Raw genomic sequence first — 16825 nt, 5'->3', positions numbered from 1 at the left:
ATCATCTGAAACTTTGTTTCTAAGCGCTCGAATCCTAGCAAAATGCGGTGGCTGCCGGGCGGGCTTTGGCTGATGCGACCGAAGTTAAAGTGCGGCAATTTAGTCATTCCTAACCAAATTATGACCCAATTGGTGCATCACGAAGGCACGATTCGCACTTAAGGATTGATTCGATCTGTTATATTGGGGATCACTGGCTCCAAAAATAAGAACGAATTGAGCAGCATAAGGAAGCAGGCAATGTCAAAGATTGCATTGGTAGACGATGACAGGAACATCCTGACATCCGTTTCGATGACTCTTGAAGCTGAAGGCTTCGAAGTAGAAACATACAACGACGGCCAGGCCGCGTTGGACGCATTCAACAAGAAACTGCCGGATATGGCCGTGCTGGACATCAAGATGCCCCGCATGGACGGCATGGACCTGCTGCAACGTCTGCGTCAGAAAACCGCGATGCCGGTCATTTTCTTGACCTCCAAGGATGACGAGATTGACGAGGTTCTGGGCCTGCGTATGGGCGCCGACGACTACGTCAAAAAACCCTTCAGCCAGCGCCTGCTGGTCGAACGTATCCGCGCCCTTCTGCGCCGCCAAGACGCGGTAGAAACGAATGAGGTTGGCGATACCGAAGAGACCAAGGTGATGGAACGCGGCGAATTGCGGATGGATCCGCTGCGCCACGCGGTCAGCTGGAAGGGGAAAGACGTATCCCTGACCGTGACCGAATTCCTGCTGCTGCAAGCGCTCGCGCAGCGCCCCGGATTTGTGAAGTCGCGCGACCAGCTGATGGACGTGGCCTATGACGATCAAGTCTATGTGGATGACCGCACGATCGACAGTCACATCAAACGTCTGCGCAAAAAGATGCGCAGCGCAGATGATGAATTTTCGGCGATCGAAACGCTTTATGGCATCGGCTATAGATATAACGAAGAGTAAACCCGCCAGTTAACGCGGGTCGAAAGGAAGCTTGTGCGCGACATGGCTGCTGGCAGGGATGGTGATGTAGTATTGGGGGACGATTGGGTCACCCCCGACAGTGCCGCGCCGGGTGAAATTCGGGTCAAGCGAGAACGCCGGGGGCTGTTCTCGCTCCGGGCCTCGCCGCTGACGCGCAAGATTATAACCTTCAACCTTATCGCGCTCAGCGTGTTGGTTGCGGGCATCCTGTACCTCAACTCCTCGCGCGACAGTCTGGCGCTGCAACGTGCGGCGGCGTTGGTTTCAGAAACTGAACTGATCGCTGATGTCATCGAAGCGCAGCTTCCCGTGGGCGCGCCGGTGAACCTGACCACTGGCGATGGTGTCGATGTGGTGGCCACACTTAACGGGCTGGACCTGCGCGGCGGCATCGAAGTCTTCGTCTACGACCCAGCGGAAACGCTTGTTGCGCGCACAGCGGGCAGCCTCACCGTGGCCGAAGCGCTTGCGGCTTCCGAAGCTGGGGAGCGGACGCTGCTCAATGACGGGTTGAACTGGCTCTGGGACCGCGTCTCGGCCCCCTTTAATACCGATGAAGTCGCCTCTGCCCCCCCGCTTGAAGAGCAGTTGCGCAGTATTGTCGGGGCCAGTGTCACAGGAGGCACCCGCTTTGAAGGTACCCTTGATATAGAAGGCGGCACATTGTTCAGTGTGGTCACGCCAATCATGCAGGGCGACACCCCAGTCGGCGTGGTCGCCGTGGCCAGCGCCGCGGGAGAGATTGACCGTCTGGTGCGCAGCGAACGTGAGCGCGTATTGCAGATGTTTGTCATCGCGACATTGGTTTCCATCGGGCTTAGCCTTGTGCTGGCGTCGACCATCGCCAACCCACTGGCTGACCTGTCCGCGGCTGCCGAATTGGGCCGCGACAAAGACGCGCGCAAGATGAACCCGGGCCGTATCCGCATCCCCGATCTGACTGCACGCCCTGATGAAATTGGCCGCCTCTCCGGTGCACTGCGCGGGATGGTATCGGCACTCTACAACCGCATTGATGGAAATGAACAATTCGCCGCCGACGTGGCACATGAGATCAAGAATCCGCTGGCATCACTGCGTTCCGCCGTGGGCACCCTGAGGTTGGTAAAACGCGATGATCAGCGGGAAAAACTGCTTGATGTCATCGAACATGACGTGCGCCGGCTTGACCGGCTGGTGAGCGATATTTCCAACGCCTCTCGGCTCGATTCAGAGCTGGTCAAAGAAGAGGAAGAACCCTTCGATCTGCTGCAAATGCTTGGCAACCTTGGCCAGTATCTGGGCGAAGATGCGAAATCCAAGGGCATCGATTTCATCACCGATCTGCCCGCCGCGCCGATCACCGTGCATGGGCTTGAGGCACGTTTGGCACAGGTTTTCGTGAACCTCATCACCAACGCGATTTCCTTTTGCGAAGACGGCGATGCGATCCGCGTTTGGGCACGTAAACGGGCCAACCGTGTGCTGATCGTGGTCGAAGACACCGGCCCCGGCATCCCCGAGCAAGCGCTTGGCAAAATCTTCAAACGGTTCTATTCGCAGCGCCCGGAAGAGCATTTCGGCAATAACTCCGGTCTTGGCCTCGCAATTTCCAAGCAGATTGTTGAGGCTCATGGCGGCGTAATTTGGGCCGAGAACATCCGCCCGACTGAGGCTGACATTACCTCTGAGCCTCTCGGCGCTCGTTTTGTTGTGGGTCTGCCGACCTAAGCGGCTTGAGGCCGAGAAATGACTATCAAACCCGACAATCTGCATGCCAGTTGTGTCGCCATCGACGGGCGGGGAGTGCTGATCCTTGGCCCTTCGGGGGCCGGTAAATCTGCGCTCGCGTTGCACCTGCTTGCTCTCGGCGCCAAGTTGGTGGCGGATGACCGCACCGATGTAGTCCGCAGTGGGGACGAGGTGATCGCGAGCGTTCCCGAAAATATTCGTGGGCTTATTGAGGCGCGGTATGTTGGAATTCTACGGCTTGAGGATCACGGTCCGGTGCCCCTGTCCCTTGTCGTTGATCTAGCCCACACCGAAATCCAGCGCCTTCCGGAGCGCCATTCACATCAGGTACAGGGTGTCACATTGCCCTGTTTTCACAAATGCGATAGCGCTCATTTTCCGGCAGCAATTCATCTGTATATATCAGGTGTGAAAGAACCGAATTGACCAGTCAAACATCATCAACAGACCGCGCGGCCCGGCGTTTGGTCCTTGTCACCGGCCCATCGGGCGCCGGGCGCTCATCTGCGCTCAACGTGTTGGAAGACGCAGGGTTTGAGGCGATCGACAACTTACCACTGCGACTGCTTCCAGCGCTGCTGGACCGACCCGGCGATGCGCAATCAATCGCCCTTGGTATCGACCCGCGAAACCGCGATTTCTCAACCGAGGGTGTGCTAGAGTTGATGGGTCGGCTTTCTGCGGAACCGGGGTGGAGTGCGGAACTGCTTTACCTAGACTGCGCGCCCGATGTGCTGCTGCAGCGCTTTTCAGAGACGCGTCGTCGCCACCCGTTGGCGCCCGCCGATCGCCCGGCCGACGGTATCGCCCGTGAGCAGGAGCTGCTGCATCCGATCCGCGCCCGTGCCGATGTGCTGATCGACACGACAACGCTCAACGTTCATGAACTGCGCGCCGAAGTCGAGCAATGGTTTGCCCCCGGCGGGCAGCGCCATCTCACAGTGTCGGTGCAAAGCTTTTCCTACAAACGCGGCCTGCCGCGTGGCGTCGACGTCGTGCATGACTGCCGCTTCCTACGAAACCCCTATTGGGTGCCCGAACTGCGCAGCGGCGACGGTCGGGATGCGGCCGTCGCGGCCCATGTGGCAGGCGATAAGCGCTACACGGACTTCGCCGGCAAAGTGCTCGATCTGAGCTTGCTGCTGCTCCCCGCCTACCGTGAAGAAGGCAAATCACATATTTCCATCGCCTTCGGCTGCACCGGCGGGCAACACCGCTCGGTCGCTATGGCGGAAGACCACGCTTTGCGCCTTGCAGAGCAGGGCTGGCAAGTGTCAATTAGGCACCGTGAGCTAGACCGCCAGCATCGTGAAGGAAGCAAGCTGTGATTGGGATCGTCATCGTCGCACATGGGGGGCTGGCGCAAGAATATCTTGCGGCGATCGAACATGTCGTGGGGTCCCAGTTCGGCGTTCGTGCTATCGCCATTGAGCCCGATCATGACCGCGCCGACAAAGAGCGTGAGATTTGCACCGCCGCCAATGAGGTGGACCAGGGCGCAGGTGTCGTGGTTGTTACCGACCTCTTCGGCGGATCGCCGTCAAATCTAAGCCTTTTGGCCTGCCGCCCGGAAAACCGTCGGATCATCTATGGCGCGAACCTGCCAATGTTGATCAAACTCGCTAAATCGCGGCAAATGGATGTGCCCGATGCCGTGCGTGCGGCGCTCGAAGCTGGTAAGAAGTACATCGACAGCCAGAATGTCAGCGCAGGTTAGAAGGCCCCCAGACGTCATGCCCGAATTTTCTCTTAAAATCGTAAATGAAAAAGGCTTGCACGCGCGCGCCTCCGCCAAATTGGTAGAGGTGGTGGAGGCATTCGACGCCCGCGCAGAGGTCAGCAAAGATGGCATGTCGGCCTCGGGTGACAGTATCATGGGGCTGCTGATGCTTGGCGCTTCGCGGGGCACTTCAATTGACGTTCAAACCTCTGGCCCCGATGCCGAGGCCTTGGCCGACGCTTTGACTGCCCTCGTGGCGGATAAGTTCGGCGAGGGATACTAGCTTCCTGAGGCGGGAAAAAGGATCCTCCAACTGCATGGACGACGCGCAAAAGATGGCGGCCCAAAAGGCCCAGACGGGCGACGGTACGGTGACATTCACCAAATACGACCGCCGCAGCCTCTCCTATGCCTCAACCTTTGATGATCCGTGGAAAGCGCGGGTCATTTCGGCAATGGAACTTTTCACCGGAAAGCTGAAAATTCTCCGGCTGATCCGTAAGTTCGAACAGCGTGGCACCCCCTCTGGCCAAGCGTTTTGGCGCGCCGCACTCGATACCATGGGAATCAATCTCACCACCCCTCAGCAACAACTTGACCGCATCCCCAAAGACGGGCCGGTGGTGGTGGTCGCGAACCACCCGCATGGCATGGTCGACGGTATGATTTTTGCCGATCTCATCGGACGTGTCCGCCCCGATTATCGGATTCTTACCCGGTCGCTGCTCACCTCGATCGACGAGGTGGCAGGCAGTTACATGATCCCGGTGCCGTTCCCTCATGATCCTGATGCGCAGCGCAAAGGCGTGGAGATGCGCGCCAAGGCCATGGCCCATCTTAAAGATGGCGGCGTGGTCGCGCTTTTTCCCTCAGGTGTTGTCGCCTCATCTGAGAGTTGGTGGGGCCCCGCGGTTGAGGCTGAATGGAACGTCTTTACCGCCAAAATGATCCGCCGCTCCGGCGCCCAGGTGGTGCCAATGCGCTTCCCCGGGCAGAACAGTCGTGCCTATCAGATCGCCAATCAGATCAGCCCAATGCTGCGCCAAGGCCTTTTGCTACATGAAATCGCGCATGCCTGCGATAAGCCCCAAGGGCCAATCGTTGGCCATCCTCTCAGCCAGCAAGAGATCGACCGCTGGGCGGATGACCCGCGCGGCTTCATGGCATGGCTGCGCGCTCACACTCTGGCGCTCACCGACTGATCTTCATCCTTTTATAAATACCCGCGGGGGAATCGCACCTTTGGTGCGATGGGGGCAGCGCCCCCAACGACGCTGCCATTTAGCGTGTCGGCACCGGCTTTTCCCCACGGTAATCATAGAACCCGCGCTGCGTTTTGCGGCCCAGCCAACCGGCTTCGACATATTTGGTCAACAGCGGGCAGGGGCGATACTTGGTATCCGCCAACCCATCATGCAGCACGTTCATAATCGCGAGGCAGGTGTCCAAACCGATGAAATCGGCCAGCTCCAGCGGTCCCATTGGATGGTTGGCCCCCAGCTTCATTGAGCTGTCGATCGACTCTACATTGCCGACCCCTTCATAGAGGGTATAGACCGCCTCGTTGATCATCGGCATGAGGATCCGGTTGACGATAAACGCGGGAAAATCTTCGGCTGAAGCGGCGGTTTTGCCCAGCCGGTCAACCACGGCCTTGCAGGCATCATAGGTCTCGCGGTCTGTGGCGATGCCACGGATCAATTCGACCAATTGCATCACGGGCACTGGGTTCATGAAATGGAAACCCATGAATTTTTCCGGCCGGTCGGTACGGCTGGCCAATCGAGTGATGGAAATTGACGACGTGTTGGAGGTGAGAATCGTTGTCGGCTTCAAATGTGGGATGAGGTCTTCAAAGATTGCCTGCTTCACGGTCTCCCGCTCGGTGGCCGCTTCGATGACTAGGTCGGTTTGCCCCAGATCGCTCAACGTCTGCGTCGTGGTGATCCGTGCGATCGCGGCATCACGGTCGGCAGCGGCGATTTTTTCGCGGCTCACTTGGCGGTCTAGATTGCCAGTGACAATTTTCATGGCCTTGGCCAGCGCATCGGCGCTGACATCGTTGAGCAGCACATCATAGCCTGCCAGCGCCATGACATGGGCAATCCCGTTGCCCATTTGCCCTGCGCCCACGATACCGATTGTCTGGATGTCCATGGCCTGTCCTTTGCTTATGTTCGGCGCACAATAGGGCGCGTGGCGGGGGTGCCGCAAGGGCAGCTGATTGCGAAATATATCGGTAAATTTGACCGTTAAGAGAATCGCAGGTCCTGCTGTGCAATCTGGCCGTGGGTGAACAATAAAGGTGGGTTTATGACCTATTATGCACTGGGGCCGAAGCCTCTCGATTATCTGCCATGTCGCTATGGCACCTCAAAGCTGATGTTTCGCGGCCCCCGCCGCAGGTTGGAAGAGCCCTATATTGCCTTTCTCGGCGGTACAGAAACCTATGGCAAATACATTGAGCAGCCTTTTCCGGCGCGGGTTGAGGCAGAGATTGGTAAGACTTGCGTAAACTTTGGCTTTCCCAACGCCGGGATTGATGCTTTTGCGCATGACCCCTTCGTCGCACAGGCCGCATCGCAGGCGGATGTAACGGTGGTACAGGTCATGGGCGCGCAGAATATGACCAATCGTTTCTATTCGGTTCATCGGCGCCGGAATGACCGCTTTGTCGGCGCTTCTGCTCTTTTGCAGACAATCTTCCGCGAAGTGGATTTTTCGGAGTTTCATTTTAATCGTCACATGCTGACCCATCTCATCCAGGTCTCGCCTGAGCGGTTTGAAGCGGTTCGCACTGAATTGCAGCAGGCATGGCTGGCGCGGATGCGGCTGATGTTGGGCCAGATACAGGGGCGGACACTGTTGCTTTGGTTGGCGGATCGACCGCCTGTGGCCGCAGCCGATCAGCCGGTGGGGGAGCTTGGCTATGACCCGCTCTTCGTGACCCGTGAAATGCTGGAATCGGTGGCGCTTCATGCGACCGTCAAGGTTGAAGTTGTGTCTCCCAAAGATCCTTCTGCCGGGCCAGTCGCCGGAATGGTGGTAAGCGATCTTGAGACGCAGGCCGCGTCTGAAATGCTGGGCCCTATGGCCCATGCCAATGCCGCTGCCGCATTATCTGATGCGCTTCAAAGCATGTGCTAAGCCGCGCGACGAAAAGACCATACACAATGAAAAAGGCCCGCCGAGATTGGCGGGCCTTTGGTGTTTCACGTGAAGAGCTTTACAGCTTTTCGATCAGTTCAGGCACCGCGTCAAAGAGATCGGCAACCAGCCCGTAATCGGCAACTTGGAAGATCGGCGATTCTTCGTCTTTGTTGATCGCGACGATGATCTTGGAGTCCTTCATCCCGGCGAGGTGCTGGATCGCACCAGAGATGCCAACCGCGATATAGAGATCGGGGGCGACAACTTTACCGGTCTGACCAACCTGCCAGTCGTTCGGCGCATAGCCCGAATCGACCGCTGCGCGCGAGGCACCGACGGCGGCACCCAGTTTGTCGGCCAGCTTCTCGATCAGCGCGAAGTCTTCTTCGGACCCGACACCGCGACCGCCGGAGACCACCACGCCTGCGCTTGTCAGCTCGGGGCGGTCGGATTCAGCAACCTTGTCTTCGACCCAAGTGGACAGGCCGGGGTTTTCGGCGGCCGAAATGGTCTCGACCGATGCAGAGCCACCGGTCCCCGCAGCATCAAAGGTCGATGTGCGGAAGGTGATGACTTTCTTAGAGTCGGTGGATTTCACAGTCTGTACCGCGTTGCCGGCGTAGATTGGGCGCTCGAACGTGTCCGCATCGACAACGCCGGAGGCATCCGAGATCACCATAACGTCGAGAAGTGCAGCCACGCGGGGCATCACGTTCTTCGCGTCGGTCGTAGCTGGGGCGACGATGTGGTCGTAGTCAGCAGCCAGCGACACGATCAGCGCGGCGGTGGCTTCGGCCAAACGGTGGCCGAGCATCGGGTCTTCGGCAACCAGCACCTTGGAAACGCCATCGATCTTGGAGGCCGCTTCGCCAGCCGCTGCAGCAGAGCTGCCTGCGGCCAGAACGGTGACTTCACCCAGTTCCTTGGCAGCGGTCACCGCCTTGGCAGTCGCGTCCATGGACAATTCGCCATCGGAAATTTCGGCAATCAGAAGAACAGCCATTACACAGCCCCCGCTTCTTTGAGTTTCGCCACAAGCTCGTCAACCGAACCGACCTTGATGCCAGCGGCACGCTCGGCAGGCTCAACGGTTTTGACGATTTCCAAGCGGTTAGAGACATCGACACCGTAGTCTTCGGCAGTCTTTTCATCCAACGGCTTTTTCTTAGCCTTCATGATGTTCGGCAGCGACGCATAGCGCGGCTCGTTGAGGCGCAGGTCCACAGTGACCACGGTCGGCATGGTGACCTCGATGGTCTGCAGGCCGCCGTCGACTTCGCGGGTGACTTTCGCCTTGTCGCCTTCAATGGTGACTTCAGAAGCGAAGGTCGCCTGAGACCAGCCCATCAGTGCCGAAAGCATCTGACCAGTGGCGTTCATATCGTTGTCGATCGCCTGTTTGCCGCAGAGCACAAGGCCCGGCTGCTCTTCGTCGACGATGGCTTTGAGGATTTTGGCAACGGCCAGCGGCTCGATGTCCTTGTGCACATCGTCCGAAGCAATCACGAGGATCGCGCGATCAGCACCCATGGCGAGCGCGGTGCGCAGGGTTTCCTGCGCTTGCTTAACACCGATGGAGACGGCGACGATTTCCTCGACCTGACCGGCTTCTTTCAGACGAATCGCCTGTTCGACGGCGATTTCGTCGAAGGGGTTCATCGACATTTTCACATTGGCGAGATCAACACCCGATCCGTCCGCTTTGACACGAACTTTCACGTTATAGTCGATCACGCGTTTGACAGGCACCAGTACCTTCATGAGCGGTCTCTCTCCTCAGTTTGTGACGCGGGCTGGTTGGCCCGGTCTCCCTAATTCTCTAGACGGGTGTAACGAAGCGGATCGGATCAAAACAGGCCAAAATCGGCAGTTCGACAGATTTGAACGCGGCGTTTTCCCGGTTTTTCTCCCGTTAGCGCTAATTTTTCAGCGGTTCGCACCCGGCACCCAGAGCACGTCTTCCTTGCCCGCGTTATTGGCCATACGCGCGGCGACAAAGAACCAGTCGCTGAGACGGTTCAAATAGGTAACGGTGGCGGGGTTGATCGTGGTCTGTTCGGACAGCAGCACCGCGAGCCGTTCGGCGCGGCGCGCCACGGTGCGGCAGACATGCAGGTGCGCGGCCAGCGCGCGGCCACCTGGCAGGATAAAGCTGCGCAGCGGGTCCAACTCGGCGTTCATCACGTCGATTTCACGCTCAAGGCGATCGACTTGTTCTTGGGTGACCCGCAAAGGCGGGTATTCAGCGTCGCGGTCTGCCTCCATATCAGGGCGGCAAAGATCGGCCCCGAGATCGAAGAGATCGTTCTGAATGCGTGCCAATGCGTCGTCCGTGTCTTTGGTCGCTTCAAGCCGTGCTACGCCGACAAAACAGTTCAATTCGTCCGAAGTGCCATAGGCCTCCACCCGCGCGTCATGTTTGGCGACACGGTCACCATTGCCAAGCGCGGTGGTGCCCTTGTCGCCGGTACGGGTGTAGATTTTGTTAAGCACAACCATCAGATCGTCCCCCCTCGGAAATAAACATAGGCCAAGATCAGCAGCACGGCGATAAACTGGGCGATGATCCGCCAGCGCATCAGCTTGTTGGCGTTGCGCTTGTTGAATTTGCCCCCTGTGGCAAATCCACCGAGGCCCATCATAAGCACAACGGCAACCGCCACGACGGAGATCAGGACGATCACGAAAAACGGATCATTTGGCATGGGCTGTCCTTTCGTTGCCCCGAGATGTAGCGGCGCGGCGCAGTCGCGCAACCAAAATCAACGGCTGGTGACCCAGTCCAACGCACGCGTCGGCAGGATACGCCGTAAAACACCGGCGATGTGAGTGGGTGTTGTGACGAAATAGCGCGGGCGAGGGCGGGGGGATTCGACGGCATGGGCCAGTTTTTCGACCACCGCTTCGGGGGAAAGCTCAAACCGGTCTTTCTTACCGCTGTCATCATAGAGCCGGGGGCGCATGGTGGCCTCATACTCCGCCGCGCGGGGGCTGTTTTTCCAGTCGATCCAACGCTCGAAGCGTGGGATTGCCTTGGTCCGCAGCTTGGAGGTGACGGGGCCGGGCTCAATCAAGATCAGTTCGACCCCGGTGCCGCGCATCTCAAGCCGGAGCGTGTCCGTCAGCCCTTCGAGCGCGAATTTCGTGGAGTTATAGGCGCCGCGCCATGGCATAGCGACCATGCCAAGAACCGAGGAACACTGCACAATCCGCCCGTGGCCCTGTGCACGCATCACCGGGATGACCGAGCGTGTCAGGCTGTGCCAACCGAAGAAATTGGCCTCAAAAATTTCGCGCAGTGCATCGGTGGGGAGGTCTTCGACCAAACCGGGCGTGGCATGAGCGCCGTTGTTGAACACCGCGTCCAATGTGCCGCCGGTCTGTTCCAGCACCTGGGCAAGCGCGGATTGGATGCTGGTTTCGTCCGTGTAATCCAGCCGCGGCGCGTCGAAGCCTTCGGCGGCCAGACGGTCGCAATCTTCCTGTTGGCGGCAGGCCGCAAAGACCCGCCAACCCCGCGCGCGCATGCCATGCGCGGCAGCATAGCCGATGCCGCTGGAGCAGCCGGTGATAAGGATGGAACGGGTCGCAGACATGCAAAGGGCCCTTCAATTGAAAGGCCCTTCATCGCGCGATGCTATAGGATTGGCAAGTTAGCCGTTGCTGAGCAGGAAGTCGGCCATCCAACCGGATTCTGCGCCGTCTACGCTGCGGAACCGTACCCAGCCTGCGCCATTGTCTTCAACAACTTCAACGGCGTCACCTTTGGCCAGCTTGCCGACGACACCGAAATCGGTACCGGGGCCACCGCGAACATTGACGCGTGTGCCGTTTACCTTGCGAATGTCGGCCTGCGTGGTGCTTACATAGGTTGCGCTGTTATCGTTGGAATTGATCAGGCTAGGAACAACGACAGGCGCATTTGCAGTTGTGACCGAATAGGATGCGTTTTGGATCATCGGCCTAGCGTTAACCACTTTGGCCTTTACAACTTTAGCACCGGCGCGGTCGTCTGACGTAGCAACGGCCTTTTGCACCATCGAGTTGTTGGCCTGAGGCAGGTCGCTTAAAGTGGTCAGGTTCAGCGCCACACGGGTTGCGACGGCCTCAGGCGCTTGCGCTTTTCGTGCAATGGGGGTTGCTGAGGTTTCCGACTTACGTGCTGCGTTGGCGACAGCAGCGGTGACCAAGCTGGAGGAAGATGTCGCGGCATTTGCGCTGGCGATTAGGCCCGAACCTGTGGCTTCAGCGCTCGCCATCTGTGGGCCTGCAGGTACAAAATCCGCCCCGCCGCTCATCTCATAGAAAGCCCAGCCCATGAAACCAAATGTCAAAAAGATGAAGCGTTTCATTGTGCTGTTCCTCGTCCTTGTCAAAACCATGTCTCTGTTGAGAGACCAACGCGGAACTTCGCGAATGGTTCAAATCCAATTGGCAAGAATTCGCATAGAGAAAAAGTATTGCTATTTTCTGACTTGAAACCGTGACAGCGGCGAATTCGTCTGGCTGATTCTGAACAATCTGTCGCTTGCCCGCCCTGCCGCGGTTGGCTAAAAGACCCGTCATGTCAGACACAACCACACCCCCAGAACTCGATCCGAATGACCTGTCCGAGCCGCTGCGCCGCGCCTTGGGTGAGCGGTATCTGACCTATGCGCTGTCCACGATCATGCACCGTGCCTTGCCGGATGCACGCGACGGGTTGAAGCCAGTCCACCGCCGCATTCTTTTTGCCATGCGCGAGCTGCGGCTGTCATCAACGGGTGGCTTTCGTAAATCGGCGAAGATTTCGGGCGATGTCATGGGGAACTATCACCCGCATGGCGATGCCGCGATTTATGATGCGATGGCGCGTTTGGCGCAGGACTTTAACGTCCGCTATCCGCTGGTCGACGGTCAGGGTAACTTCGGCAATATCGACGGCGATAATCCCGCTGCCTCGCGCTATACCGAAGCGCGGATGACAGCGGTCGCTGAGGCGATGTTGGAAGGGCTGAACGAGAACGCTGTCGATTATCGTGAAAATTATGATGGCACGCTGACCGAACCTGTTGTGCTGCCCGCGCAGTTCCCCAACCTTCTGGCCAACGGCTCGTCGGGGATTGCTGTCGGCATGGCCACCAACATCCCGCCGCATAACATTGCCGAACTGTGCGACGCTTGTATTCACCTGATCAAGACACCCGATGCGCGTGATGAGACGCTGCTGAATTACGTGCCCGGCCCTGACTTCCCCACCGGGGGCGTGATTGTCGAGCCGCCTGAGAATATAGCCAATGCCTACCGGACGGGTCGCGGCTCGTTCCGTTTGCGCTGCCGTTGGGAGGTCGAAGACCTTGGCCGCGGTGCGTGGCAGATTGTCGTGACCGAAATCCCCTATCAGGTTCAGAAATCCAAGCTGATCGAAAAGATCGCCGAACTGATTCAAGCCAAGAAGATACCGATCCTCGCCGATGTGCGCGACGAATCTGCCGAAGACGTGCGGATGATTATCGAGCCACGCTCGAAAAACGTCGATCCCGCTGTGCTGATGGGGATGTTGTTCCGCAACTCCGATCTTGAGGTCCGTTTCTCGCTCAACATGAACGTGTTGATCGACGGGCAGACGCCCAAGGTTTGTTCGTTGAAAGAAGTGCTGCGCGCCTTCCTCGACCACCGGCGCGAGGTGCTTCAGCGCCGTTCGCGGCACCGGATGGACAAGATCGACCATCGGCTTGAAGTGTTGCAGGGCCTGATTACGGCCTTCCTGAACCTCGACCGCGTGATCGAGATCATCCGCTATGATGACGACCCCAAAGCCGCCTTGATGTATGAGGACTGGAGCCGGGTGCATCAAGACACGCTGGCCCGCGCGATGGATGAAGCCGCCTATATTTCGCCGCTCGCGGGTGTCGATGTGTCCAAGCTGGCGGTGATCGCCGATGCCGAAGCGCAGGCGACGGGTGTGCTGACTGAAAGCGGTGACACCCGCGCCGTGCCGCACAGCTATGCGGGCCGGGAAAACGGTCTTTCGGATGTGCAGGCCGAAGCGATTCTCAACATGCGTCTGCGGTCTTTGCGGCGGTTGGAAGAAGATGCGCTGGTGAAAGAGCGTGACACATTGATGTCGGAACGCGCGGGGCTAGAAGACCTGCTCGACAATGAAGACCTGCAATGGACCACCATCGCCGACCAACTGCGCGCGACGAAAAAGCAGTTTGGCAAGGATTGGGTCATCGACGGGATCAAACGCGGCCAGCGTCTCAGTACCTTTGAGACGGCGGGCGAGGTTGAGGACGTGCCGATTGAGGCAATGATCGACCGCGAGCCAATTACAGTGGTCTGCTCGCAGATGGGCTGGATTCGCGCGATGACGGGCCATATCGACCTGAACCGCGAGTTGAAGTTCAAGGATGGCGACGGCCCGCGTTTCATCTTCCATGCGGAAACGACGGACCGCTTGCTGGTCTTTGGCTCGAACGGGCGTTTCTACACCGTTTCCGCCGCCAATCTGCCCGGCGGGCGCGGCATGGGCGAGCCGCTGCGATTGATGGTCGATCTGCCCAATGAGGTGCAGATCGTGTCCCTGTTTATTCATCAGCCGGGGCGCAAGTTGCTGGTGGCGTCCTCCGCTGGCGATGGTTTCGTCGTGCCCGAGGATGAGGTCGTGGCGCAGACCCGCAGCGGCAAGCAGGTGTTGAACGTGCGCGGCGACGGTGTCGCGGCGTTGGTCTGTCATCCTGTGTCGGGTGATAGTGTGGCGACCGTCGGCGAGAACCGCAAAGTGCTGGTCTTTGGTCTTGATGAGCTGCCCGAAATGGGGCGCGGCAAGGGTGTGCGGTTGCAGAAATACAAAGATGGCGGGCTGTCGGATGCCACCACCTTTACGCGCGACGCGGGCCTAAGCTGGCAAGACCCCGCAGGGCGCACGCGCACCGAGGCCGATCTGGCGGAATGGACCGGCAAACGCGCGAGTTCCGGTCGCATGGCGCCGCGTGGCTTCCCGCGCGACAATAAATTCAACTGATCCCGTTGGCCCCGCTTTGCAGTGGGGTCAGTTCAGCGGCTCTGCCGTCATCCACACGCCGCCTTCGGGCCGAAGGGTCAGGATCATCACTGGCTTTGGGTCTTTGCCGGGCACGGGGGTGAACTTGAACCGCCCGAGCAGCGTGGCCAAGATGATCACCGCCTCTTGCAGCGCGAAACTCGCCCCGATGCAAATACGCGGTCCATCGCCAAAGGGCAGATAGGCATAGCGGTCAATCGCCTTACGGTCTGCAAAACGTTCGGGGCGGAAGGCGTCGGGATCGTCCCAGAGCAATTCATTACGGCCAAGCGCGTAGATCGGGATCATCACGGTGTCGCCGGGTCGAATTTCGCGGTCGCAGAGCGTGTCGTGCTTTTGCGCGGTGCGCGAGATGATCCCGGCAGCGGGGTAGAGCCTCAGCGCCTCGTCGACGATCATTCGGATTAACGGCAGGTCATCCACGTCTTCGCCAGTGCAGGGGCGGTTGCCGAGAACCGATTGCACCTCAGCGCGGGCGCGGGCCTGCATGTCTTGATCGAACCCCATCAGATACATCGACCACGCCAGCGTCAGTGCCGTTGTCTCATGCCCCGCGACGATGAAGGTTAATAGATTGTCGCGCAACTCAGCGGTGTTCATCTGGCGCTTGGTCTTGGGGTCGACGCCTTCGAGGAGCAAATCCAGAAGGTCGGGCGTGCCCTCGTGACCACGCGCGACGCGGGCCTCGATGGCGCTGTCGGCCATGGCCTTCATCTGCTTCAGCGCTTGGCCCGACATCATCCGCCCCGGACGCGGCAGCCAATCGGGAAAGCCCAAAATGTCGAACAGGCTGATCTTGCCAGCTTCGGCGATATAATCGTCAATCGCCCCATGCACCTTGTCGCGGTCAAAGGTGCCATCGCCGGAAAAGGTCACATCGCCGATCACGTCGAAAGTGGTGGTGACCATCTCGTCGAGCATATTGACCGCGCGCGGCCCTGCGGCGGCAATCCGGTCAGCGGCGCGGGCGGCGGCATCTGTCATCACGGGGGCGAGGTTGCGCACATTGCGCTGCGAAAACACCGGGGCCGCCGCGCGGCGTTGCCAGCGCCAGTGCGCGCCTTCCGCAATAAAGAGAGAGTCGCCAATGGCCGGGCGCAGCAGGTTCTTAGTTACATCTGATTTGGGGTAGTCCTCTAGCCGATCCAATAAGACGTGCCGTATCGCACCCGGGTCCATCACCATATGCCAGCGTTTGCCGGTCTTGCCCGACACCATGGGCTGCGTTGTGGCGATCTTAGGGATAATGCTCAGCACATTGCGCCGGGCCATTTGAAGGCTACCAAGCAGACCGACAGGTTCGGTGACAAGGGGTACGCGCACGGGCAGGGGGCGGGGCGGTTGTGTTGGCTGAGCCATGATGATGTCCTCACTCTTAGCCAAGATAGGGCGGGACGGCAGGGGCGCAACTGCGGCAAATGATTGCGCCGCCTTTGGCCATCAGCTACCCCTTTGCCGATATTAACGCCCCGAGGGATGTGCCGATGATCCGTGTTCTTGCTGTGCTGATGACTGTTGCGACGCTGGCCGCCTGTAATGGCGCATCCGATTTGGGCGACGCGCCGACCCCGCTCGGCGATTTTAACCTGCACCACAATATTGTCGTGGCCCCCAAGGCCCAGAAAGGCCCGCTCAGCCGTGAGGTCAGCAAGGATGAACTGGCCGCTGCCGTTCAGGCCGCAACCGCCGAGCGGTTTGACCGCTATGACGGCGAGCGTTTCTATCACTTTGGCATCAGCGTCGAAGGCTATGTCTTGGCGCAGCCCGGTGTCCCGCTGTTCTTTGCGCCCAAATCCATTCTGATCCTTAATCTGACCGTTTGGGACGACGCCAAGAACAAAAAACTGAACTCCGAGCCACATCAGATCACCGTGTTCGAATCCTTCGATCAAGGGCCCGTCGTTGGGTCCGGCTATACAAAATCTGCCGAAGAGCAGCTAAAGAACCTTAGCCAGAATGCGGCCAAGTCTATTGAGAACTACCTTGTGAAGCAAAACCGCGAGCAGGGCTGGTTCAACGGCGGTGTGGCGGTGGCTTCGGCCTCTGCGCCAGAGGACAAATAACCTTAGCCTCGGCGTCGGAGATCGTTCGGGGATCAGGGAGGGCAAGCTTTAAGTGACCCCAAGGTGCAAGTCCCGCTTGATTTTACCGCCCAGACCCAATACATCGCCCGCCAGATAGGGTTCGGGTCCCCGTTGGGGCCCCTCAAATAAAAG

At 58.9% G+C, this 16825-nt stretch carries 18 protein-coding genes; 10 read left to right on the top strand and 8 right to left on the bottom strand.

The window, feature by feature from the left end; all coding sequences use genetic code 11:
* Nucleotides 1-240 precede the first annotated feature (240 nt).
* From DSM14862_RS14580 to DSM14862_RS14550, 7 genes are read left to right on the top strand one after another with little or no spacing between them, the layout of a single operon-like run.
* Entirely contained in the window at nucleotides 241-942 is a 702-nt protein-coding gene (locus DSM14862_RS14580; protein ID WP_007118038.1) for a response regulator transcription factor, read from the top strand.
* Nucleotides 943-984: 42 nt separating this feature from the next.
* Nucleotides 985-2673 (top strand): sensor histidine kinase, encoded by a 1689-nt coding sequence (locus DSM14862_RS14575; protein ID WP_007118037.1) that lies wholly within the window; start codon nucleotides 985-987, stop codon nucleotides 2671-2673.
* A gap of 18 nt (nucleotides 2674-2691) precedes the next feature.
* The gene (locus DSM14862_RS14570) at nucleotides 2692-3120 is read left to right on the top strand and encodes an HPr kinase/phosphorylase (protein WP_007118036.1); all 429 of its coding nucleotides are present in this window, start codon (nucleotides 2692-2694) and stop codon (nucleotides 3118-3120) included.
* Entirely contained in the window at nucleotides 3117-4022 is a 906-nt protein-coding gene (rapZ, locus tag DSM14862_RS14565) for an RNase adapter RapZ (protein WP_007118035.1), read from the top strand. Before DSM14862_RS14570 ends, rapZ begins: the two co-directional genes overlap by 4 nt.
* Nucleotides 4019-4411, top strand: coding sequence for a PTS sugar transporter subunit IIA (locus DSM14862_RS14560; RefSeq protein ID WP_007118034.1), 393 nt, complete (start codon nucleotides 4019-4021; stop codon nucleotides 4409-4411). The genes rapZ and DSM14862_RS14560 overlap by 4 nt, the downstream gene beginning before the upstream one ends.
* Nucleotides 4412-4427: 16 nt before the next feature.
* Entirely contained in the window at nucleotides 4428-4697 is a 270-nt protein-coding gene (locus DSM14862_RS14555; RefSeq protein WP_007118033.1) for an HPr family phosphocarrier protein, read from the top strand.
* A gap of 34 nt (nucleotides 4698-4731) precedes the next feature.
* The gene (locus DSM14862_RS14550) at nucleotides 4732-5616 is read left to right on the top strand and encodes a lysophospholipid acyltransferase family protein (protein ID WP_007118032.1); all 885 of its coding nucleotides are present in this window, start codon (nucleotides 4732-4734) and stop codon (nucleotides 5614-5616) included.
* A gap of 79 nt (nucleotides 5617-5695) precedes the next feature.
* Here DSM14862_RS14550 and DSM14862_RS14545 read toward each other — a convergent pair whose 3' ends face one another.
* Nucleotides 5696-6571, bottom strand: coding sequence for a 3-hydroxybutyryl-CoA dehydrogenase (locus tag DSM14862_RS14545; protein ID WP_007118031.1), 876 nt, complete (start codon nucleotides 6569-6571; stop codon nucleotides 5696-5698).
* A gap of 156 nt (nucleotides 6572-6727) precedes the next feature.
* On the opposite strand from DSM14862_RS14545, the gene DSM14862_RS14540 reads away from it, so the two are divergent.
* The gene (locus tag DSM14862_RS14540; protein WP_007118030.1) at nucleotides 6728-7561 is read left to right on the top strand and encodes a DUF6473 family protein; all 834 of its coding nucleotides are present in this window, start codon (nucleotides 6728-6730) and stop codon (nucleotides 7559-7561) included.
* A 79-nt stretch (nucleotides 7562-7640) separates the two neighbouring features.
* On the opposite strand, the gene DSM14862_RS14535 is transcribed toward DSM14862_RS14540, so the two are convergent.
* From DSM14862_RS14535 to DSM14862_RS14510, 6 genes are all read right to left on the bottom strand, one after another.
* Nucleotides 7641-8567 carry an electron transfer flavoprotein subunit alpha/FixB family protein gene (locus tag DSM14862_RS14535; protein WP_007118029.1) on the bottom strand — a complete coding sequence of 309 codons (927 nt, stop codon included), beginning with the start codon at nucleotides 8565-8567 and terminating at the stop codon, nucleotides 7641-7643.
* Complete coding sequence (locus DSM14862_RS14530) at nucleotides 8567-9325, bottom strand: electron transfer flavoprotein subunit beta/FixA family protein (protein WP_007118028.1); 759 nt, start codon at nucleotides 9323-9325, stop codon at nucleotides 8567-8569. Before DSM14862_RS14530 ends, DSM14862_RS14535 begins: the two co-directional genes overlap by 1 nt.
* A gap of 165 nt (nucleotides 9326-9490) precedes the next feature.
* Nucleotides 9491-10063, bottom strand: a complete 573-nt coding sequence (locus DSM14862_RS14525) for a cob(I)yrinic acid a,c-diamide adenosyltransferase (protein ID WP_007118027.1) — start codon at nucleotides 10061-10063, stop codon at nucleotides 9491-9493.
* Nucleotides 10063-10269: a twin transmembrane helix small protein gene (locus tag DSM14862_RS14520; protein ID WP_007118026.1), complete on the bottom strand. Its 207-nt coding sequence runs from the start codon at nucleotides 10267-10269 to the stop codon at nucleotides 10063-10065. Before DSM14862_RS14520 ends, DSM14862_RS14525 begins: the two co-directional genes overlap by 1 nt.
* Before the next feature lie 57 nt (nucleotides 10270-10326).
* Complete coding sequence (locus tag DSM14862_RS14515; RefSeq protein ID WP_007118025.1) at nucleotides 10327-11160, bottom strand: SDR family NAD(P)-dependent oxidoreductase; 834 nt, start codon at nucleotides 11158-11160, stop codon at nucleotides 10327-10329.
* A 57-nt stretch (nucleotides 11161-11217) separates the two neighbouring features.
* Nucleotides 11218-11916: an SH3 domain-containing protein gene (locus tag DSM14862_RS14510; RefSeq protein ID WP_007118024.1), complete on the bottom strand. Its 699-nt coding sequence runs from the start codon at nucleotides 11914-11916 to the stop codon at nucleotides 11218-11220.
* A gap of 212 nt (nucleotides 11917-12128) precedes the next feature.
* Here DSM14862_RS14510 and DSM14862_RS14505 point away from each other — a divergent pair, with 212 nt between their 5' ends.
* A complete protein-coding gene (locus DSM14862_RS14505; RefSeq protein WP_007118023.1) occupies nucleotides 12129-14570 on the top strand; it encodes a DNA topoisomerase IV subunit A in 2442 nt (813 codons plus the stop codon).
* A 27-nt stretch (nucleotides 14571-14597) separates the two neighbouring features.
* On the opposite strand, the gene DSM14862_RS14500 is transcribed toward DSM14862_RS14505, so the two are convergent.
* The gene (locus tag DSM14862_RS14500; RefSeq protein WP_007118022.1) at nucleotides 14598-15968 is read right to left on the bottom strand and encodes a cytochrome P450; all 1371 of its coding nucleotides are present in this window, start codon (nucleotides 15966-15968) and stop codon (nucleotides 14598-14600) included.
* Nucleotides 15969-16093: 125 nt separating this feature from the next.
* Here DSM14862_RS14500 and DSM14862_RS14495 point away from each other — a divergent pair, with 125 nt between their 5' ends.
* Complete coding sequence (locus DSM14862_RS14495; protein WP_243254287.1) at nucleotides 16094-16672, top strand: hypothetical protein; 579 nt, start codon at nucleotides 16094-16096, stop codon at nucleotides 16670-16672.
* Nucleotides 16673-16825 lie beyond the last annotated feature (153 nt).

This window comes from Sulfitobacter indolifex (genome assembly GCF_022788655.1).
In the GTDB taxonomy this organism is placed as follows: Bacteria; Pseudomonadota; Alphaproteobacteria; order Rhodobacterales; family Rhodobacteraceae; genus Sulfitobacter; species Sulfitobacter indolifex.
This window is presented reverse-complemented; position numbering and strand designations above follow the sequence as displayed.

Excerpts from the sequence above, each read along its gene's own strand:
- DSM14862_RS14580 (WP_007118038.1), top strand. The coding sequence starts at position 241 with ATGTCAAAGATTGCATTGGTAGACGATGACAGGAACATCCTGACATCC.
- DSM14862_RS14575 (WP_007118037.1), top strand. The coding sequence starts at position 985 with ATGGCTGCTGGCAGGGATGGTGATGTAGTATTGGGGGACGATTGGGTC.
- DSM14862_RS14570 (WP_007118036.1), top strand. The coding sequence starts at position 2,692 with ATGACTATCAAACCCGACAATCTGCATGCCAGTTGTGTCGCCATCGAC.
- DSM14862_RS14555 (WP_007118033.1), top strand. The coding sequence starts at position 4,428 with ATGCCCGAATTTTCTCTTAAAATCGTAAATGAAAAAGGCTTGCACGCG.
- DSM14862_RS14550 (WP_007118032.1), top strand. The coding sequence starts at position 4,732 with ATGGACGACGCGCAAAAGATGGCGGCCCAAAAGGCCCAGACGGGCGAC.
- DSM14862_RS14545 (WP_007118031.1), bottom strand. The coding sequence starts at position 6,571 with ATGGACATCCAGACAATCGGTATCGTGGGCGCAGGGCAAATGGGCAAC.
- DSM14862_RS14540 (WP_007118030.1), top strand. The coding sequence starts at position 6,728 with ATGACCTATTATGCACTGGGGCCGAAGCCTCTCGATTATCTGCCATGT.
- DSM14862_RS14535 (WP_007118029.1), bottom strand. The coding sequence starts at position 8,567 with ATGGCTGTTCTTCTGATTGCCGAAATTTCCGATGGCGAATTGTCCATG.
- DSM14862_RS14530 (WP_007118028.1), bottom strand. The coding sequence starts at position 9,325 with ATGAAGGTACTGGTGCCTGTCAAACGCGTGATCGACTATAACGTGAAA.
- DSM14862_RS14525 (WP_007118027.1), bottom strand. The coding sequence starts at position 10,063 with ATGGTTGTGCTTAACAAAATCTACACCCGTACCGGCGACAAGGGCACC.
- DSM14862_RS14520 (WP_007118026.1), bottom strand. The coding sequence starts at position 10,269 with ATGCCAAATGATCCGTTTTTCGTGATCGTCCTGATCTCCGTCGTGGCG.
- DSM14862_RS14515 (WP_007118025.1), bottom strand. The coding sequence starts at position 11,160 with ATGTCTGCGACCCGTTCCATCCTTATCACCGGCTGCTCCAGCGGCATC.
- DSM14862_RS14510 (WP_007118024.1), bottom strand. The coding sequence starts at position 11,916 with ATGAAACGCTTCATCTTTTTGACATTTGGTTTCATGGGCTGGGCTTTC.
- DSM14862_RS14505 (WP_007118023.1), top strand. The coding sequence starts at position 12,129 with ATGTCAGACACAACCACACCCCCAGAACTCGATCCGAATGACCTGTCC.
- DSM14862_RS14500 (WP_007118022.1), bottom strand. The coding sequence starts at position 15,968 with ATGGCTCAGCCAACACAACCGCCCCGCCCCCTGCCCGTGCGCGTACCC.
- DSM14862_RS14495 (WP_243254287.1), top strand. The coding sequence starts at position 16,094 with ATGATCCGTGTTCTTGCTGTGCTGATGACTGTTGCGACGCTGGCCGCC.